Raw genomic sequence first — 17872 nt, 5'->3', positions numbered from 1 at the left:
CCATGTTCTTGTGAGCATGGATTTTTTTGTATATTATAGTTCTTTTAGAACAAATATATATTAAAAAGTATTAAGAAATAAGTGTATATTTAATTTATTTTCATAACAATTTTCCATTATTTAGCCTAATTAAAACCTTGATATTCCAATGTTTATAATAATTTTGTATGGTTCAGAATATATTAAATAAACAAAATATATAAAAAATTTATATTGCGCTTGTAATCATCCTGTAATAGACTTTACAAAAGGAATCAAATAACAGAAAAATTTTAATCTTTAATTATTTGGAAAAAATCAGACCGAACATAAAGTTGCGTGAGAGGAGAATTAGTTTGAACAACTCAGAACAGCTATTAACCATAAACAATTTACATACCGGATTCAGAATAAAAGATACATATTATGATGCCGTGGATGGGGTATCCATTTCGCTAAAGAGAAATGAAATTCTGGCAATCGTAGGAGAATCAGGTTGTGGGAAATCTACTTTAGCAACGTCCATTATTGGGTTACATGACCACAACAAAACAAGAGTGGAAGGCGAAATTATATACAATGGTATCAATCTTGCTAAATTGAATGATGAAAACTTTAATACTGTTCGAGGAGAAGAAATAGGGATGATTTTCCAAGATCCCTTATCTGCATTAAACCCGTTGATGAAGATTCAAGACCAAATTGAAGAAAGCCTTGCCTTTCATACAAAGCTGAGTAAGTCTGAAAGAAAAAAAAGAGTATTAGAGTTATTAAAACAAGTAGGTATCCCAAATCCAGAGCGAACTGCAAAACAATTCCCACATCAATTGTCTGGAGGGATGAGACAGCGGGTTATCATTGCGATTGCAATCTCTTGTAAGCCTAAAGTAATCATTGCAGATGAACCAACTACTGCATTGGACGTAACCATTCAAGCTCAAATATTGGACTTACTTATTGACTTACAAAAAGAAACAGGTTCGGGAATTATATTAATAACACATGACTTAGGCGTAGTAGCTGAAGTAGCAGACCGGGTTGCAGTAATGTACGCAGGACAAATTATTGAAGAGGCTCCTGTAGAGGAACTATTTTCTAATCCGTTACACCCTTATACTCGTTCATTATTTAACTCTATACCACAGATGAATAGTGAGAATGATAGGCTTGAAGTTATTCAAGGAATTGTACCTTCTTTAGCCAAATTACCTCGAGAAGGATGTAGATTTTCTGCCAGAATCCCTTGGATCAGTGAAGAGACACATGAAAAAAATCCAGTATTGCATGAAGTTTCTCCGGGACACCTTGTCAGATGCACATGTTGGCAGCATTTTCATTTTGAGGGTGAGAAAGGGGAAGTAACCAATGAGTTTTATGCAAATTAAGGACTTACATGTTCATTATCCTATCAGGGGTGGATTTTTTAATACAGTGGTTGATCGTGTGCATGCAGTAGATGGAATCTCGTTAGAAATTGAAAAAGGGAAAACGTATGGATTGGTAGGAGAATCTGGCTGTGGAAAGTCTACTACTGGTAAATCTATTATTGGACTTGAAAAAATAACATCTGGACAAATCATATACGAAGGACAGGATGTTACAAATAGCCGTCGTAGTCCATCTTCTTCCTATAATCGAGATATTCAAATGATATTTCAAGACGCTCACTCAAGTTTAAATCCTAGAAAACGAGTTCAAGATATCATAGCAGAACCTATTAGAAATTTTTTGAAACTGTCTCCTACCGAAGAAAAAAGAAAAATTAATGAACTGTTAGAAATAGTGGGAATGAGCGAGGATGTCAAGGTAAAGTATCCTCATGAGTTTTCAGGCGGTCAGAAACAAAGGATTGGCATTGCTCGTGCTATTGCAACAAATCCTAAATTGATCATAGCAGATGAACCAGTATCAGCACTAGATTTATCGGTTCAAGCCCAAGTGTTGAATTTTATGAAAGATATACAAAGAGAATTTGGATTAAGTTACTTATTTATATCCCACGATTTGGGTGTAGTTAAACATATGTGTGATGAAATTTCTATTATGTACAAAGGTAAATTTGTAGAAACTGGAAGTAGGGAAGATATTTATACAAATCCTCAACATATCTATACAAGGAGATTGCTATCGGCTATACCTGACGTAAATCCAAAAGGTAGAGAAGCAAGAAAAAGAGAAAGAATTGAAGTAGAAAAAAATTATGTAACTGATCATCAGAAATACTTTGATAAGGATGGGAAAGTATTAGATTTAGTACCAATCTCAACTACTCATCAAGTAGCAATGGCCACTAGAAGCAAGGAGGTCATCTAATATGTGGAAAACAATATTGAGAAGAGTTTTAGCCATGATTCCACAGCTTTTTGTCTTAAGCCTACTAATATTTATATTAGCTAAGCAAATGCCTGGAGACCCATTCACAGGCCTAATAACACCAGAATCCGATCCTAATCGATTAGAAGAAATGAGAGTGTTAGCAGGATTTTACGATCCTTGGTATGTACAATACTACAATTGGATAACGAATGCAATTCAAGGGGATTTTGGTAAGAGTTATACGTATAGCATGCCTGTTGCGGATTTAATAGGATTTCGGGCGATGAACACACTGTGGCTATCCTTGCTAAGCGTTGTTCTTCTATACTTAATAGCTATTCCGTTAGGAGTATTGGCGGGGCGCTTTCAAGATACATTCCTAGATAAAACAATCGTACTATACTCTTTTGTGACCTATGCGATCCCAACATTCGTACTTGGCTTGCTGGCATTATTCTTTTTCGGTTATCATCTTGGATGGTTTCCGACAGCCGGTACGGTGGACATAAAGTACGAGGAAGGTACCCTTGGGTATGTATGGAACCGAATTTATCATATGCTATTGCCTGCAATGACCTATGCAATCCTTGGAACGACCGCAGTAATTCAGTACCTAAGATCTGAAATTATAGATGCAAAGTCGATGGATTATGTCCGTACAGCAAGAAGTAAGGGAATTCCTATTAAAAAAGTATACAGTAGACACATTTTCCGTAACTCATTATTGCCAATTGCAGCTTTTCTAGGGTTTACAATTACTGGGTTACTAGGTGGCTCCATATTTATAGAAACCATTTTTGGATATCAAGGCATGGGGCAATTGTTTATGCAATCTATATCCTCCAGGGATTATAGCGTTATTACTGCTTTAGTATTGCTGTTTGGCTTCTTAACTTTATTAGGTAGTCTATTGTCTGATATCATCATGAGCATTGTAGATCCACGTATTAGAATAGATTGACCCAAAATATAAGGTTAAGGAGAGAGTATGATGAGTGAACAAATACTTAATACAGAAATTCTAGAAAAAAACACACAAAGCTCTCCGCCTACAGGTTTTCAAGTGCTAGTAAGAGAGTTTAAAAAAGATAAGTTAGCAATGTTCTCGCTATTTTGTTTAGTCATTGGAATAATAGCTATCTATATCTCAGCAGCAATGATCAATCAAGAAGAATTAATGAATGTAAGTTTAAGAGACAAATTTTCAGAACCTGGCGAAAAGTTTATTCTGGGAGCTGATCAGGGTGGACGTTCCATTTTAGGACAGTTAATCATCGGAGCTAGAAACTCCATTACTATAGCATTATCGGTGACAATTATAACAGGTATTGTAGGTGTGGCCATTGGTATGATTACAGGCTACTTTGGTGGTTTAATAGACAATATATTTATGAGAATTATTGACTTTTTCATCACTATTCCAACTTTAATGATCATCATTGTGTTTGTAACAATTATTCCGAAATACTCTATATTTGAGTTCGTTCTTATTATGAGTACTTTTTTATGGGTGTCAACGGCCCGACTGGTTAGAAGTAAGTCATTAACTGAGAGTAGAAGAGATTATATAAATGCCTCTAAAACATTAGGAACTGGCAATGGCAGAATTATCTTTACAGGTGTTATGCCTAATCTTAGCTCTATTCTAATCGTTGAACTGACGTTAAGTTTTGCAGGAAATGTAGGTTTAGAAACAGGATTATCTTATTTAGGCTTTGGCTTACCGCAAAGTGTACCTAGCTTGGGAACTCTTGTGAGTTATGCGAATAATCCGTTAATTTTAGAGGACAAATGGTGGGTATGGCTACCAGCTTCCTTGCTAATTTTGTTATTAATGCTTTCCATCAATTATGTAGGGCAAGCGCTACGTCGCTCGGCAGACGCAAGACAAAGGCAAGGATAATGAATATGGTATTAAACGATTTCTGTTTGATATATAAAGATATATAAAAAGGAGGAAAAAGGATGAATAAGAAGCTTTGGACATTATTAGCTGTACTAATAGCATTTATGCTTGTGTTAGGCGCATGTAACAACGACGAAGAATCTTCAGGCTCAAATACTGAAGGAACAACAGAACCGGCAAAGACTGAGGAAGATAAGGATAAAGAAGAAGATAAAGAGGAAGAACCTGCTGCAGAAGAAGGTACTTCAGAATTTTCTCAAAAGGTTGAGCATGAGGGAGATGCAATTGATGGCGGAATTTTAAAGGTTGCATTAGGAACAGATACTCCTTTTGAAGGGATCTTCTCTCTGGTATTATATCAAAATGGTGTAGATGCAGATATTTTAGATTACGCTAGTAATTCCATTTTCTCTGTAGATGGTGACTTTTTAATTGATGACAGAGGTATTGCTACACTTGAAGCAGACCCTAATACAAACAAAGCAACAATTAAAATCCGTGAAGGTGTAAAATGGTCAGATGGCGAGCCTTTGAAAATTGAAGATGTTATGCTTCCATATTTAATCATTGGACACCCAGACTATCAAGGTATTCGTTATGACGGAGATTTTAAAAATATCATTGGTGCAGAAGAGTATAATGCAGGAACTGCTGATACAATTTCTGGATTAAAAAAGGTTGACGAAACTACATTAGAAATTTCCTTTAAAAAATTATCTCCAGCAATTTATTCAGGTGGAGATGGTCTATGGAGTTCTGCTGAACCAAGTCATATTTTAAAAGATATTCCAGTAGGACAATTGTTAGAATCTGACCCAGTTCGTAAAAACCCATTATCTTTAGGTGCATTTAAATTTGAAAAAATTATTCCTGGTGAATCTGTTCAATTTGTAAAAAATGAACATTACTTTAAAGGAGAGCCTAAGTTGGATGGCGTACTTTTAAAAGTAGTACCTTCTAGCTCAATCTCTAAAGCGTTAGAAACTGGTGAATATCATATGACAGCTGGATCATTACCAGCAACGAAGTATGCGGAAGTAAAAGACTTTAAAAATGCTTCTGTACTTGTTCAACCAGAGTTATCTTATTCCTACCTTGGATTTAAATTAGGTAAGTTTGACACTAAAACTAAATTAAGTACAATGGATCCAAATGCTAAAATGGCTAATCTAAACTTACGTATGGCAATGGGATATGCTTTAGATGTAGAGTCTGTAAATGAAGCATATTACGATAATTTACGAACTCGTGCAACTGGTTTAATACCACCAGCATTTGCTTCTTTCTATGATGACACTTTAGAGGGCTTAAAGTATGATCCAGCAAAAGCAGAACAATTATTAGACGAAGCTGGTTATAAAGATATCGATGGAGACGGATTCCGTGAAACTCCAGAAGGCGAAAAATTAGAGATTAATTATGCAGGTATGTCAGGAGACGTTACAGCTGAAGAAATGGCTGCATATTGGATTCAAAACTGGAGAGACGTTGGTCTAAAGGTTGTATTAACATCTGGTCGTTTAATCGAAATGAACTCTTTCTATGATAAAGTAGAAGCAGATGACCCTGAAATTGATATTTACATGGGAGCTTGGGGAACAGGTACAAACCCATCACCACTAGGCTTATATGGAAAAGACTCAGCATTTAACTATAGCCGCTTTACTTCACCTGAATTAGATGAATTATTAGCAGCTATCGATTCACCGGATGCATTTGACTCTGCAAAACGTGCGCAAGCATTCCGTGATTTCCAAGTATACATGTCAGAGCAAGTTCCAGTAATTCCTACTCAATTCCGTAGCGCAATTTATGTAGTTAACAAGGCAGTGAAAAACTATGATGTAACTTATGGTACTGACTTTGGATTACATGAACTTCAACTAGTATCAGAAGAGCCATTAAAATAATCTTCAAAAAAACCGTTCCTAGACGAAAGTTTAGGAACGGTTTTTCATATGTTTTATGAAGGACGTGATAATAATGAGACTACTAATTTTTCTAATAAGCTACGGAATAGCAATTATCAGCTGCTCCCATTTAGTACTATATTTAAATTTCCTGTCTTTAGGATATTCATGGAAATCAGTGCTGATGTATATGCTAAACTCAAAAGATTTTATTATCTTCTGTCTATCCATTTTAGGATTAACGATTAGCGTCTTCTACCGAGACCCATTGCGGCTTCCATCTTAACAAGCGTTTCATTTGCTAATTGGTTAGCTTTTTCTGCACCGCGATCTAGAATGGAATCTAGTTCTGATGAGTTTAATAATTCCTCGTATCTCTGTTGAATAGGTGCTAGATGATTAATAATAGCTTCTGCAACAGATGCTTTAAAATCTCCATAACCTTTTCCTTCATATTTAGCTACTAATTCTGGAATAGGTGTACCCGTCAAAGCAGATTCTATTGTTAATAGATTAGAGACACCTGGTTTGTTTTCAGTATCAAATGCTACGATTCCTTCTGAATCAGTAACAGAGCTTTTGATTTTCTTTTCTATTTGCTTTGGCGTATCTAAAATACGAATAGTTGCTTTTTGATTAGGGTCTGACTTACTCATTTTTTTCGTTGGATCCTGCAGGGATTTGATACGTGCGCCGTGCTTAGGAAGCTGGATTTCAGGCATAGTTAATACATTACCGTATCTTTTATTGAAACGTTCTGCCAAGTCACGAGTTAGTTCTATATGTTGTTTTTGATCATCGCCAACAGGTACGATGTTTGTTTGGTAAAGAAGTATATCAGCGGCCATAAGTGGTGGGTAAGTCAATAATCCAGCAGTCACAGCATCTTTCCCATCTGATTTATCTTTGAACTGCGTCATTCTTTCCAGTTCTCCAATGTGAGAAATACATTGCATCATCCATCCTGCTTTTGCATGGGCTGGAACCTCTGACTGGACAAACAAAATCGACTTCTCTGGATCTATTCCTACCGCTAGATATAAGGCTGCCAACGAACGAATATGATTTTGAAGTTCTTGGGGGTCTTGAGCTACAGTAATAGCATGCTGATCTACGATGCAAAAAATACAATCGTTATCATTTTGTAGGTCTATAAACTGTCTAAATGCGCCGATATAATTTCCCAAAGTAATTGTACCGGTAGGCTGGACGCCCGAAAAAAGTGTTTTCATAAAATTTTCCTCCTTAGAATATAAAAAAACATCATGCATCCCTAAAAAAGGGACGAATGATGTAATATCCGTGGTACCACCCAGCTTGCTAAAATAAATAGCCACTCTTCTTCATAACGCGAAGGAAACGGTATAAGCTACTTGACCTTTCACTTATACTGCTCAGAAGCCCATTCCATTTATCGTATGATCTGCTTGCAGCATCCGCAGACTCTCTAAACACACTCTATAAATGTACTTTCTTCATCAAAGCTCTTTATTTAGTTTTGATTATTATATATAGAAGAAACTCAAAAATCAAGGGACAAATTTATCCATAATAAAAAAGTAACGCTATACATGTACAAGCTAAAATTGATAACCCTAAAGCAAATAGTGGTTTAGGGGAGAAAGAAAAAACTTCGGAAGGAAGTCGCATATTCACAATCTCATCTTTTAAATGTTTTCTAGTGAAAAATTTCCTTGAGCCAGACGCATAAAGATCAAAAAATCCTCCTGATACAACATATGTAACTAGACCAATAAATGTGACAAGTCCTCCTATATAGAAGGAAACATTAGTATATGCTTCCAGATCGATACGTTTAGTCGTTAATAACATCACTAAAATTATAATAATCTGAGCACTAAAAAAATAGATAAGCTTCTTTTTCATAATTCACCTCTAATAAATTAAATTATAGAAGATTTGTTTGAAATAATCAAAACTAATAAAAAAATATGGCTATGTTAAAGGGAAGGGTTGATTTATGAAGGAAAGAAATCTATAAATTAGAAAGTAGAATTGATTTTCGCACCAGCCAGACGCTTTCCTCGGGGTGAGCGATAAGCCATCACCCATCGCTTACGCGCGTGGTTGTGATGTCTGATCTGTCTCACTCATCCCGTAGGAGTCGCCGTCTGGCGCTCCAATCAATAAATGGGAACAGCTTCATGCATAGATAAGTGCTTATTAATTTACTCACATAAATAAAGTCGAAAAACTGTACCCAATCCGAATTTCATAATCTATTTAATCTTAATAGTCGTTTGAATATTCTTTTAATAATGGTTTACAGTAACTATAAAAAAGAATCGTTAGTCAAAATCAACCAATAACTTTAACAAAGCTAAAAAAATAAAAGATAATTAACAAAATAGTTAAGAATCTTCCTAATTCGTTAGGACAATGTAATGATTTTGTTACATGATTGTAAAAATATTTAAAAAAAGGTATGTACAACTCTCTTATAAAATGTATAATAATAAATGTAATGAATTTTTCTGAATATTAGGGAGGTTATTTTTGTGAAGAATAGTAAATTAGTATGGCTTCTTAGCCTACTGTTAGTTGTAGGTCTATTCCTAGCTGCATGTGGCGGCGACGATGAGGCTAAAGAAACACCAGCTAACGAACCAGCAACTGAAACAGATGGAGAAAAAGAAGACGATGGTGCTGAAGAAGCAACATTAGACGAAGAGCAAGTATTAAACTTAATCATGGGTTCTGAAATTCCAACTCTTGATTCTGCTTTAGTAACTGACTCAGTAGGTTTCGATCTACTAAACAACGTAAATGAAGGTCTTTACCGTTTGAATCAAGAAAATGTAGCTGTACCAGCAATTTCTGATGGAGAGCCAACAGTTTCTGAAGATGGATTAGTTTATACGTTCAAATTACGTGACGCTAATTGGTCTGATGGTACACCAGTTACTGCAAATGACTTTGAATTCGCTTGGAAACGTGCTATGAACCCAGATACTGCTTCTGAATACGGTCCATACATGATGGAAGGCGTAATCGCAAATGCATCTAAAATTGTAGCTGGAGAAGTTGAGTATACTGAATTAGGTGTTAAAGCTCTAGATGAGAAAACATTAGAAGTTACTCTTGAAAAACCAGTTCCTTACTTCTTATCATTAATGTCATTTGGTACATTCTTACCACAAAAAGAAGAATTCGTTACAACTCAAGGTGAAAATTACTCTAAAAACTCTGAAGCACTTTTATACAACGGACCATTCGCTTTACAAGATTGGGATGGAACAGGCTTAAGCTGGAAACTAGTTAAAAATGATCAATATTGGGATAAAGATACTGTGAAACTTACTGAAATTAACTATGATGTAGTTAAAGAAGTAGCTACAGCGGTTAACCTTTACACTAATGGTGAAAAAGACCGTACTGGTCTATCTGGTGAGTATGCAATGCAATATGCTAATGATCCAGAACTAGTAACAGAAATGGAAACATCAGTATTCTATTTCAAATACAATCAAGAACGTAATGGAGAACCTACTCCACTTGCTAACGTAAATATTCGTGAAGCAGTTTCAAAAGCTATCAACAAAGAAGATTTAGTTAACGTAGTTTTAGCTAATGGTTCTGTACCTGCTCATTACCTAGTACCACAAGGATTCACTTTTGACGAAGATGCTAATGATTTCCGCGAAGTTAATGGAGATATGTCTACATTTAACGTAGAAGAAGCAAAAGCAGCTTGGGACAAAGGCTTAAAAGAACTAGGAGTTACTGAGCTTACTCTAGAAATTCTTGGCGGAGACTCTGATCTTTCTAAGAAGATGGATGAGTATTTCAAAAATCAATTAGAAACAAACTTACCAGGTTTAACTGTTACTCTTAAAGAAGTACCATTTGCAGTGCGCTTAGATCTTGATACAAACCAAGACTATGACATTCAAGTTGCTGGATGGGGACCAGATTACCAAGATCCTTACACATTCATGAGCTTATGGTTAACTGATGGTGGTAACAACCAAATGTCTTATTCTAACCCGAAATATGATGAGTTAGTAACTTCTGCTAACAATGAATTAGCATTAGATACAGAAGCTCGTTGGAAAGCACTTGCTGATGCTGAAAAACTTCTAATTGCTGAAGACTATGCTATTGGACCAATTTACCAACGTGGTCTTATGCAACTTCAAAAACCATATGTTAAAGGTATCGTTGCTCACCCATTCGGTGGAGACTATAGCTACAAATGGGCATATATCGAAGGTAAAAACTAAGATAGTTTAAAGTTTTAAAAATCTCATAAAATGAGAGTATATGTATTCCTTTCGGAACATATACTCTCTTTTTAAATGAGTCGAAATATACGCAATATTTTTACTATAAAATATGATTTTGACAAATTACTATTTTTTTTGTTTAATATATAGATTAGTAAAATTATAATTTATTAAATAATTTAGGAGGTGCAAAGATGGCGAAATATATTTTGCGTCGTGTTTTTTATATGTTTATCACGCTTTTCCTGATTGCGACAGCTACATTCTTCTTAATGAAGACGCTACCAGGATCCCCTATAAGCTCTGCTTCAAAACTATCCCCGTCTCAACTTGAAATAGTGGAAGCGAAATATGGATTAAATGATCCAGTTCCCGTCCAGTATGTAAATTACATGCTTAACTTAGTTCAAGGTGATTTAGGTAACTCGTTTCAGTTCAAAAATGCTGAAGTTACTGATTTGATTTTAAGTCGTATTGGACCATCGTTCCAAATTGGTTCCCAAGGTCTTATTGCCGGAGTACTAGTAGGTATTCTTTTAGGAATGATTGCTGCATTAAAACAAAATACATTTTGGGACTATGGAAGTACCATCATAGCCATTATTGGTATATCTATACCATCGTTCGTGTTTGCTACAGTATTACAATATTGGTTAGGTGTAAAGTGGGGAATTCTACCGGTAGCTTTATGGAAAGATGGATGGGCCTCAAGTATTATGCCTTCCATTGCATTAGCACTGGGACCACTGGCTACTGCAGCTCGTTTTATAAGAACCGAGATGGTAGAAGTTTTAAGCTCTGATTATATAACATTAGCAAAGTCTAAAGGAGCCAATGGTACTGAAATAGCATTTAAACACGCTTTGCGAAATGCTTTGATTCCGTTAGTGACTGTACTTGGTCCGATGGCAGCAGGATTATTAACTGGGTCATTAGTAATTGAACAAATCTTTGCTATCCCAGGAATCGGAGAACAATTTGTAAAATCTATTAACGTAAATGACTATTCTATTATTATGGGTACTACGATTTTCTTCTCTGTATTCTTAATTGTTGTAATATTCATTATAGATTTACTTTATGGAATCATTGATCCACGTATTCGTTTGTCAGGAGGTAAAAACTAATGAGTCAAGACTTGAAAAAATTACCTGCTGATTCATTTGATAGAATCCATGTAGATAGCAGTCAAGCGGAGAGAATTTCTAAACCGAGCGTAAGCTTTTGGAAAGATGCTTGGTATCGCATAAGAAAAAATAAAGCTGCTATAGTCAGTGTTTTTATACTAGTATTTATTATTCTTATGTCATTGATTGGTCCATACATTGGCCCTCATGATGCAGAAACACAAACAATTACACATGCTAACTTGCCACCAAAAGTTCCAGGAATCGAAAAGCTTGGAATTATGGATGGATATGGAAACTTGGCAGGTAAAGAAGTCAATTTATATGAATTAAAAAATGTAGATACTTATTATTGGTTTGGAACAGATGGTCTAGGTCGTGATATGTTTGCTCGAGTATGGGAAGGAACTCAGGTATCTCTTTTCATCGCATTCATGGCTGCCTTAATAGACATGGTTATTGGAGTGGCCTATGGAGGTATCTCGGGTTACTACGGTGGACGTGTAGATGATGTTATGCAACGTATAGTAGAGATTCTAATTGGTATTCCAAATCTAGTAATTGTTATTCTCATGATTATGTTTATGGATCCTGGTATCACGGCAATTATTATTGCCATTACGATAACTGGATGGATAGGTATGTCTCGCGTTGTTCGAGCTCAGGTTTTGAAATATAAAAACCAAGAATTTGTTTTAGCTTCTCGTACGTTAGGTGCTTCAAATAACAGAATCATAACAAAACATATTCTACCAAACGTTTTAAGTATTATTGTTATTAACACGATGTTTACTATTCCTGGTGCGATTTTCTTCGAAGCTTTCTTAAGCTTTATCGGGTTAGGATTACAACCGCCTGCAGCTTCTTTAGGTACACTAATTAATGATGGAGTTAAATTACTAAAATTCCAGCCACATATTTTAGTATTCCCAGCTGTAATTATAAGCTTACTAATGCTGTCCTTTAACCTTCTTGGTGATGGTTTAAGAGATGCGCTAGATCCAAAGATGAAAGACTAAAGGAGGAAAGCAAGGATGGATAAAATATTGGAAGTTAAAGATCTAGAGCTTTCCTTCCATACTTTTGCAGGTGAAGTTAAAGCTATTCGTGGTGTTAACTTCGATCTTTTAAAAGGTGAAACACTTGCAATCGTAGGGGAGTCTGGTTCTGGTAAGTCAGTTACAACTAAGGCGATTATGCGTTTATTACCGGAATCAAGCTCTGAATTTAAAAATGGACAGATTCTTTTTAATGGTAAAGATTTAACAAAGCTTACGGATAGAGAAATGCAAAAGATTCGCGGAAAAGATATCTCTATGATTTTCCAAGATCCAATGACTTCTTTAAACCCAACAATGACAATAGGTAAACAAATTATGGAGCCTATTTTAAAGCATCGTAAAGTAAGTAAGGTAGAGGCAAGAAAAATAGCGGTGGATTTATTGCGTCTAGTTGGTATGCCAAAGCCGGAAGCTCGTATAAAACAATATCCTCATCAATTCTCTGGTGGACAACGTCAACGTATTGTTATAGCTATTGCCCTAGCTTGTAATCCACAGATTCTGATTGCGGATGAACCAACAACGGCATTGGATGTAACAATTCAAGCGCAAATTTTAGAATTAATGAAAGATTTACAAAAGAAAATTGATACATCCATCATCTTTATTACGCATGATTTAGGAGTAGTTGCTAATGTTGCGGACAGAGTAGCTGTAATGTACGGTGGTAAGATTGTGGAAACAGGCACGGTAGATGAAATATTCTATAACCCTCAGCACCCATATACATGGGGCTTGTTAAGCTCTATGCCGTCATTAGATACTGCTGAAGAAAAACTCTATGCAATTCCAGGAACACCACCCGATTTGTTAAGCCCTCCTAAAGGAGACGCTTTTGCACTTCGTAGTGACTATGCAATGAAAATAGATTTGGAGCAATCTCCTCCATTCTTTAAGGTTAGTGATACGCATTACGCTGCTACATGGTTATTGCACCCTGACGCACCAAAAGTAGAGCCACCTGCGTCGATTGTTGAACGTATGAAAAATTTCCCTGGAAGTCGTTACTACGAAGGGAGTACTAACTAATGGCTGAAAAATTACTAGAAATTAAAAATTTAAAGCAATATTTTAACGAAGGTAAAGAAAATGAAGTTCGTGCAGTAGACGACATTAGCTTTGACATCTATAAAGGTGAAACTTTGGGTTTAGTAGGTGAATCCGGATGTGGTAAGTCTACAACTGGACGAACTATTATTCGACTTTATGATGCTACTGACGGAAAAGTTATTTATGATGGTGTAAACGTACATGATAAAAAATCGAAAAAAGATTTGAAAATCTTTAACCGTAAAATGCAAATGATCTTCCAAGATCCTTACGCATCTTTAAATCCGCGTATGAAAGTTTTGGATATCATAGCGGAAGGTTTAGATATTCATGGCTTAGTTAAAAATCAGACTGAACGTAAGGCGCGAGTAATTGAATTGCTGGAAACAGTGGGTCTTAATAAAGAGCATGCTGAACGTTATCCTCATGAATTCTCTGGTGGTCAGCGTCAACGTCTAGGTATAGCTAGAGCGTTAGCTGTAGATCCAGAATTCATTATTGCGGATGAACCAATATCAGCTTTAGATGTATCTATCCAAGCCCAAGTAGTTAACTTATTAAAAGAATTGCAGGAAGAAAAGGGTTTAACATATCTTTTCATCGCGCATGACCTTTCCATGGTTAAATACATTTCAGATAGAATAGGTGTAATGTATTTCGGTAAGTTAGTAGAGCTTGCACCTGCCGAAGAATTATACTCAAATCCATTACATCCATATACGCAGTCTCTATTATCTGCTATCCCGCTTCCAGATCCTAACTATGAGCGTACTCGTGTACGTAAGTCTTATGATCCTTCTTCGCACAAATATACGGATGGGGAAGAAATTGCAATGCGTGAAGTTACACCGGGTCACTTTGTATTTTGTTCTGAAAAGGAATTTAAAGAACTAAAAGCTATATCCCAATCACGTATTTAATAAACCATTAAAAGTAGGCTAATCGAAGAAATTCGAATTAGCCTACTTTTTTTGTCAGGACATATTTTCAAAGTTAAAGCTAAAAATAAGTTATACAAATTTCTTTGATTATGGAGTAAGGGTGAAAAGAAATAATGATATAGCTGAACATTTAGATTAATTATAATTTTTATTGTAATATTAGACGTATGTACTCTTTTCATCGTACGATATAGTTGTTAGAATGTTAGACGTAAAGAAAGGGAGACGGTTATGAAACAAAAATTATTAACAGTAATTTCTGGTATTATGCTAGGTGTTTTAATGATGACACCATTCGAAGCTTCAGCTGAAACAAAAGCTTTCTCGAAGGATTTTACATCGAAGGAATTTGGCTTCAATTCAATAGAGGAAACGTTAGTATCCTCTTCTAAGCTATTTGTCTATGACTCCGGACTTACTTTTAACTATCCTGATGCGGTAAGAGGAGTGTACGTAACGGGTCACTCAGCAGGCGGTTCAAGGTTTAATCAATTAGTAGAGCTAATGGATAATACTGAGTTAAACGCTATGGTCATCGATATTAAAGATGATTTTGGGAACCTAACTTATAAGCCTAAAGAGGATTCACCTTTGTTCAAGTATGAAATTGGAAAACCATACATAAAAGATCTTAGAGGAATTCTGGAAGTGATGGAGAAAAAAGAGATTTATCCGATTGCCCGCGTTGTTGTTTTTAAAGACACAGAACTAGCGGAAAGAAAGCCAGAATTATCATTTGTTGAAAATGGTTCCGTTTGGAAGAATGGAAGAGGCGAAGCTTTTGTTAATCCATTTATGCAAGAAGTATGGGATTACAATGTAGAAGTTGCAATTGAAGCAGCGAAAATGGGCTTTAAGGAAGTACAGTTTGACTATGTACGCTTTCCAGAAGGATTTGAAAAAAGAGACACTACATTAGCATATGGTAAGGGAAAATATGAGGCATCTGAGTTGGATTCAACCCAGCGTAGAGTTTCAGCAGTAACTGACTTTGTTGCTTATGCTAGAGAAAAACTAAAACCATATGGTGTACAAGTGTCTGTTGATATATTTGGATATTCCGCAACACTACCAGAAGCTCCAGGTATCGGACAAAATTTCTCGAAGATATCGGAAAACGTAGATGTCATTTCATCCATGATTTATCCAAGTCATTGGACATCTTATTTTGGAATTGCGAAACCGGATTTAGAACCATATCGTCTTGTCCAAGAATACGCTAAGGTTGAGAATGCCAAGCTAGGAGAGCTAAAAAATCCTCCAGTATCCAGACCTTGGTTACAAGATTTTACTGCTTCTTATTTAGGTAAAGGGAATTACTTAGTATATGGTAAGGCTGAGGTAGAGGCTCAAATAAAGGCATTAAACGAAGCCGGTATTAACGAATTCTTATTATGGAATGCCGGAAATAAATATACACCAGGTGTAGATTATACACCAGTTAACTAATGTGACAAGTGTCTAGGATTAAAAGCTCCCCAGATTTTACGAAAGTAAAATTTAGGGAGCTTTTTTACTATCTGCTATTTTGATAGGATACTTCCATACAGTTGCTTAAAGTGACTACAAGGGGGAAATTAAAACTATAGATGTACGTGATATCCAATCCAACTGACTATCCGATCATTTTACTTAAAAAATGAGCAAACGCGCCTTAATTACAACATAAAATGAAACTTTTTTTCATGAAAAACGTACTATATAGTGTAACAGTTGTTTTCATTAAAGAACTGCTAATTGAGAATGAATATTTTTTAGAAAACATGGTTTAAATGCTTTTAAAAAAGGGTATCATTGTATTAAAGAAACATTATTATTCTAAAAATGTATCAGGTTGTTCATTATATGTACAAATTGTAAATACTCTTTATAAGTGAGAAAATTTCTGGAAAAATGTATTTTAAATACTTATTAATTAGTGTATACTATAAAAGTGCTAAACTACATTAAATTAATTATAATCTACTTTATATAACACAAGTAACAATCGAGAGGAAGTGTTTTTTAATATGATGGTTACATTATTTACTTCTCCAAGCTGTACTTCATGTAGAAAAGCAAAAGCCTGGTTAGAAGAGCATGACATTCCTTACACAGAAAGAAATATCTTTTCGGAACCATTAAGTATCAGTGAAATTAAAGAAATACTACGTATGACCGAAGACGGTACAGACGAAATAATATCTACTCGTTCAAAAATATTCCAAAAATTAAACGTTGATGTGGAGAGCCTACCACTTCAAAGGTTATATGAATTAATTCAAGAATATCCAGGTTTACTTCGTAGACCTATCATATTAGACGAAAAACGTTTACAAGTTGGATATAATGAAGATGAAATTCGAAGATTTTTACCTAGAAAAGTTCGTGCGTATCAATTACTAGAAGCGCAAAGACTTGTGAATTAGTTCAGGATTAAGCTGATGATTTTCAAAGAAATTTTGAAAATCATCAGCTTTTCTTTATTAGTTTTTCTTGCCTCATGTTATAATTTTTAAAAACATAAAAAGTTGTATTAATATTTTTAAAAGTGAAGCTGGAATCCTTTTCTTTTTTTATTAAACAACATACAATAGTAATAGACACTACAATAATGAGGCGGAAGAAGCGAAAGGAGATGTGTTAAATGGATATCGAGCGCATCAATGACAACACTTTCAAAGTATACATTTCATACATCGACATTGAAGAAAGAGGCTTCAGCCGAGATGAAATATGGTTTAATAAAGATAAGAGCGAGCAGCTTTTTTGGGAAATGATGGATGAGGTTCATGATGATGATCATTTTGAAGAGTTAGATGGTCCCTTATGGATTCAAGTTCATGCGATGGAAAAAGGTTTAGAAGTGATTGTCACTCGAACGGAAATGGCAAAAGATGAACGATCAGACGATAGCTTAAGTGCAGAGGATTTATCAAACAAGATATTTAAAAGTGCTGTCTCCAATTCCATGGGGCCACATGAGTTTGATGATTTTTCAAATTATATGGATGACTTAGATGAAATACCCGCAGAATATACTTTTATATTCGAAAATTTTGAAGATGTTATTGGATTGTCCAAAAAACTAGATGATTTAGATCTTGACACTTCTTTATATCATTATAATGAAAAATATTACTTACACGTAATTTTTGATATGGATATGGTGGAGTTAGAAGTTATTTTAAATACGTTGAGTGTTATTTCAGAGTTTGGGCAAAGCACAAAAACAACAATTCACATAATACAAGAGTATGGCAAAGAAATTATAGCAGCCAATGTGATGGAAGAATTAAATAAACATTTTTAAAACCTTCTGAAAAGAAGGTTTTTTTGTTTTAAAAATTTGGCTA

At 35.2% G+C, this 17872-nt stretch carries 15 protein-coding genes and 1 other annotated feature; of the genes, 13 read left to right on the top strand and 2 right to left on the bottom strand.

Translation table 11 applies throughout. From position 1 onward, the window contains the following. The first annotated feature begins 335 nt into the window (after positions 1 to 335). The 5 genes from MKY09_RS14020 to MKY09_RS14000 all read left to right on the top strand — a co-directional run bounded on the left by MKY09_RS14020 (position 336) and on the right by MKY09_RS14000 (position 6111). The gene (locus MKY09_RS14020) at positions 336 to 1364 is read left to right on the top strand and encodes an ABC transporter ATP-binding protein (protein ID WP_342566915.1); all 1029 of its coding nucleotides are present in this window, start codon (positions 336 to 338) and stop codon (positions 1362 to 1364) included. Continuing rightward, positions 1345 to 2292, top strand: a complete 948-nt coding sequence (locus MKY09_RS14015) for an ATP-binding cassette domain-containing protein (protein ID WP_169361209.1) — start codon at positions 1345 to 1347, stop codon at positions 2290 to 2292. Before MKY09_RS14020 ends, MKY09_RS14015 begins: the two co-directional genes overlap by 20 nt. Position 2293: 1 nt before the next feature. Continuing rightward, on the top strand, positions 2294 to 3256 hold the full coding sequence (opp4B, locus tag MKY09_RS14010) for an oligopeptide ABC transporter permease (RefSeq protein WP_342566914.1): 963 nt from the start codon (positions 2294 to 2296) through the stop codon (positions 3254 to 3256). Positions 3257 to 3286: 30 nt separating this feature from the next. After that, positions 3287 to 4198 (top strand): ABC transporter permease, encoded by a 912-nt coding sequence (locus tag MKY09_RS14005; RefSeq protein WP_251556044.1) that lies wholly within the window; start codon positions 3287 to 3289, stop codon positions 4196 to 4198. A 62-nt stretch (positions 4199 to 4260) separates the two neighbouring features. Further along, a complete protein-coding gene (locus MKY09_RS14000; protein WP_342566913.1) occupies positions 4261 to 6111 on the top strand; it encodes an oligopeptide ABC transporter substrate-binding protein in 1851 nt (616 codons plus the stop codon). A gap of 245 nt (positions 6112 to 6356) precedes the next feature. Here the strand turns inward: MKY09_RS14000 and trpS are convergent, their stop codons facing one another. Both trpS and MKY09_RS13990 read right to left on the bottom strand, forming a co-directional pair. Further along, the gene (gene trpS / locus MKY09_RS13995; RefSeq protein WP_251556047.1) at positions 6357 to 7343 is read right to left on the bottom strand and encodes a tryptophan--tRNA ligase; all 987 of its coding nucleotides are present in this window, start codon (positions 7341 to 7343) and stop codon (positions 6357 to 6359) included. A gap of 45 nt (positions 7344 to 7388) precedes the next feature. Continuing rightward, positions 7389 to 7602 (bottom strand) — a binding site (T-box leader). Positions 7603 to 7653: 51 nt separating this feature from the next. Next, positions 7654 to 7998: a DUF3899 domain-containing protein gene (locus MKY09_RS13990; RefSeq protein ID WP_251556048.1), complete on the bottom strand. Its 345-nt coding sequence runs from the start codon at positions 7996 to 7998 to the stop codon at positions 7654 to 7656. 632 nt (positions 7999 to 8630) lie between these two features. Here MKY09_RS13990 and MKY09_RS13985 point away from each other — a divergent pair. From MKY09_RS13985 to mecA, 8 genes are all read left to right on the top strand, one after another. Continuing rightward, entirely contained in the window at positions 8631 to 10355 is a 1725-nt protein-coding gene (locus MKY09_RS13985) for a peptide ABC transporter substrate-binding protein (RefSeq protein WP_169361203.1), read from the top strand. Between the two features lie 197 nt (positions 10356 to 10552). After that, entirely contained in the window at positions 10553 to 11485 is a 933-nt protein-coding gene (gene opp3b, locus MKY09_RS13980; protein ID WP_342566912.1) for an oligopeptide ABC transporter permease, read from the top strand. After that, entirely contained in the window at positions 11485 to 12504 is a 1020-nt protein-coding gene (opp3C, locus tag MKY09_RS13975; protein WP_169361201.1) for an oligopeptide ABC transporter permease, read from the top strand. The genes opp3b and opp3C overlap by 1 nt, the downstream gene beginning before the upstream one ends. A gap of 15 nt (positions 12505 to 12519) precedes the next feature. After that, positions 12520 to 13575 carry an ABC transporter ATP-binding protein gene (locus MKY09_RS13970; protein WP_342566911.1) on the top strand — a complete coding sequence of 352 codons (1056 nt, stop codon included), beginning with the start codon at positions 12520 to 12522 and terminating at the stop codon, positions 13573 to 13575. After that, complete coding sequence (locus MKY09_RS13965) at positions 13575 to 14516, top strand: ATP-binding cassette domain-containing protein (RefSeq protein WP_169361199.1); 942 nt, start codon at positions 13575 to 13577, stop codon at positions 14514 to 14516. Before MKY09_RS13970 ends, MKY09_RS13965 begins: the two co-directional genes overlap by 1 nt. A 303-nt stretch (positions 14517 to 14819) precedes the next feature. After that, positions 14820 to 15986, top strand: a complete 1167-nt coding sequence (locus MKY09_RS13960; RefSeq protein WP_240949814.1) for a putative glycoside hydrolase — start codon at positions 14820 to 14822, stop codon at positions 15984 to 15986. 563 nt (positions 15987 to 16549) lie between these two features. Continuing rightward, the gene (gene spxA, locus MKY09_RS13955) at positions 16550 to 16945 is read left to right on the top strand and encodes a transcriptional regulator SpxA (protein ID WP_053590237.1); all 396 of its coding nucleotides are present in this window, start codon (positions 16550 to 16552) and stop codon (positions 16943 to 16945) included. A gap of 218 nt (positions 16946 to 17163) precedes the next feature. Continuing rightward, entirely contained in the window at positions 17164 to 17829 is a 666-nt protein-coding gene (gene mecA / locus MKY09_RS13950; RefSeq protein ID WP_169361197.1) for an adaptor protein MecA, read from the top strand. Positions 17830 to 17872: the final 43 nt, after the last annotated feature.

The organism is Psychrobacillus sp. FSL K6-4046, from assembly GCF_038624605.1.
Taxonomy (GTDB): domain Bacteria; phylum Bacillota; class Bacilli; order Bacillales_A; family Planococcaceae; genus Psychrobacillus.
The sequence above is the reverse complement of the archived record's forward strand: the minus strand, read 5'-3'. Positions and strand labels throughout refer to the sequence as shown.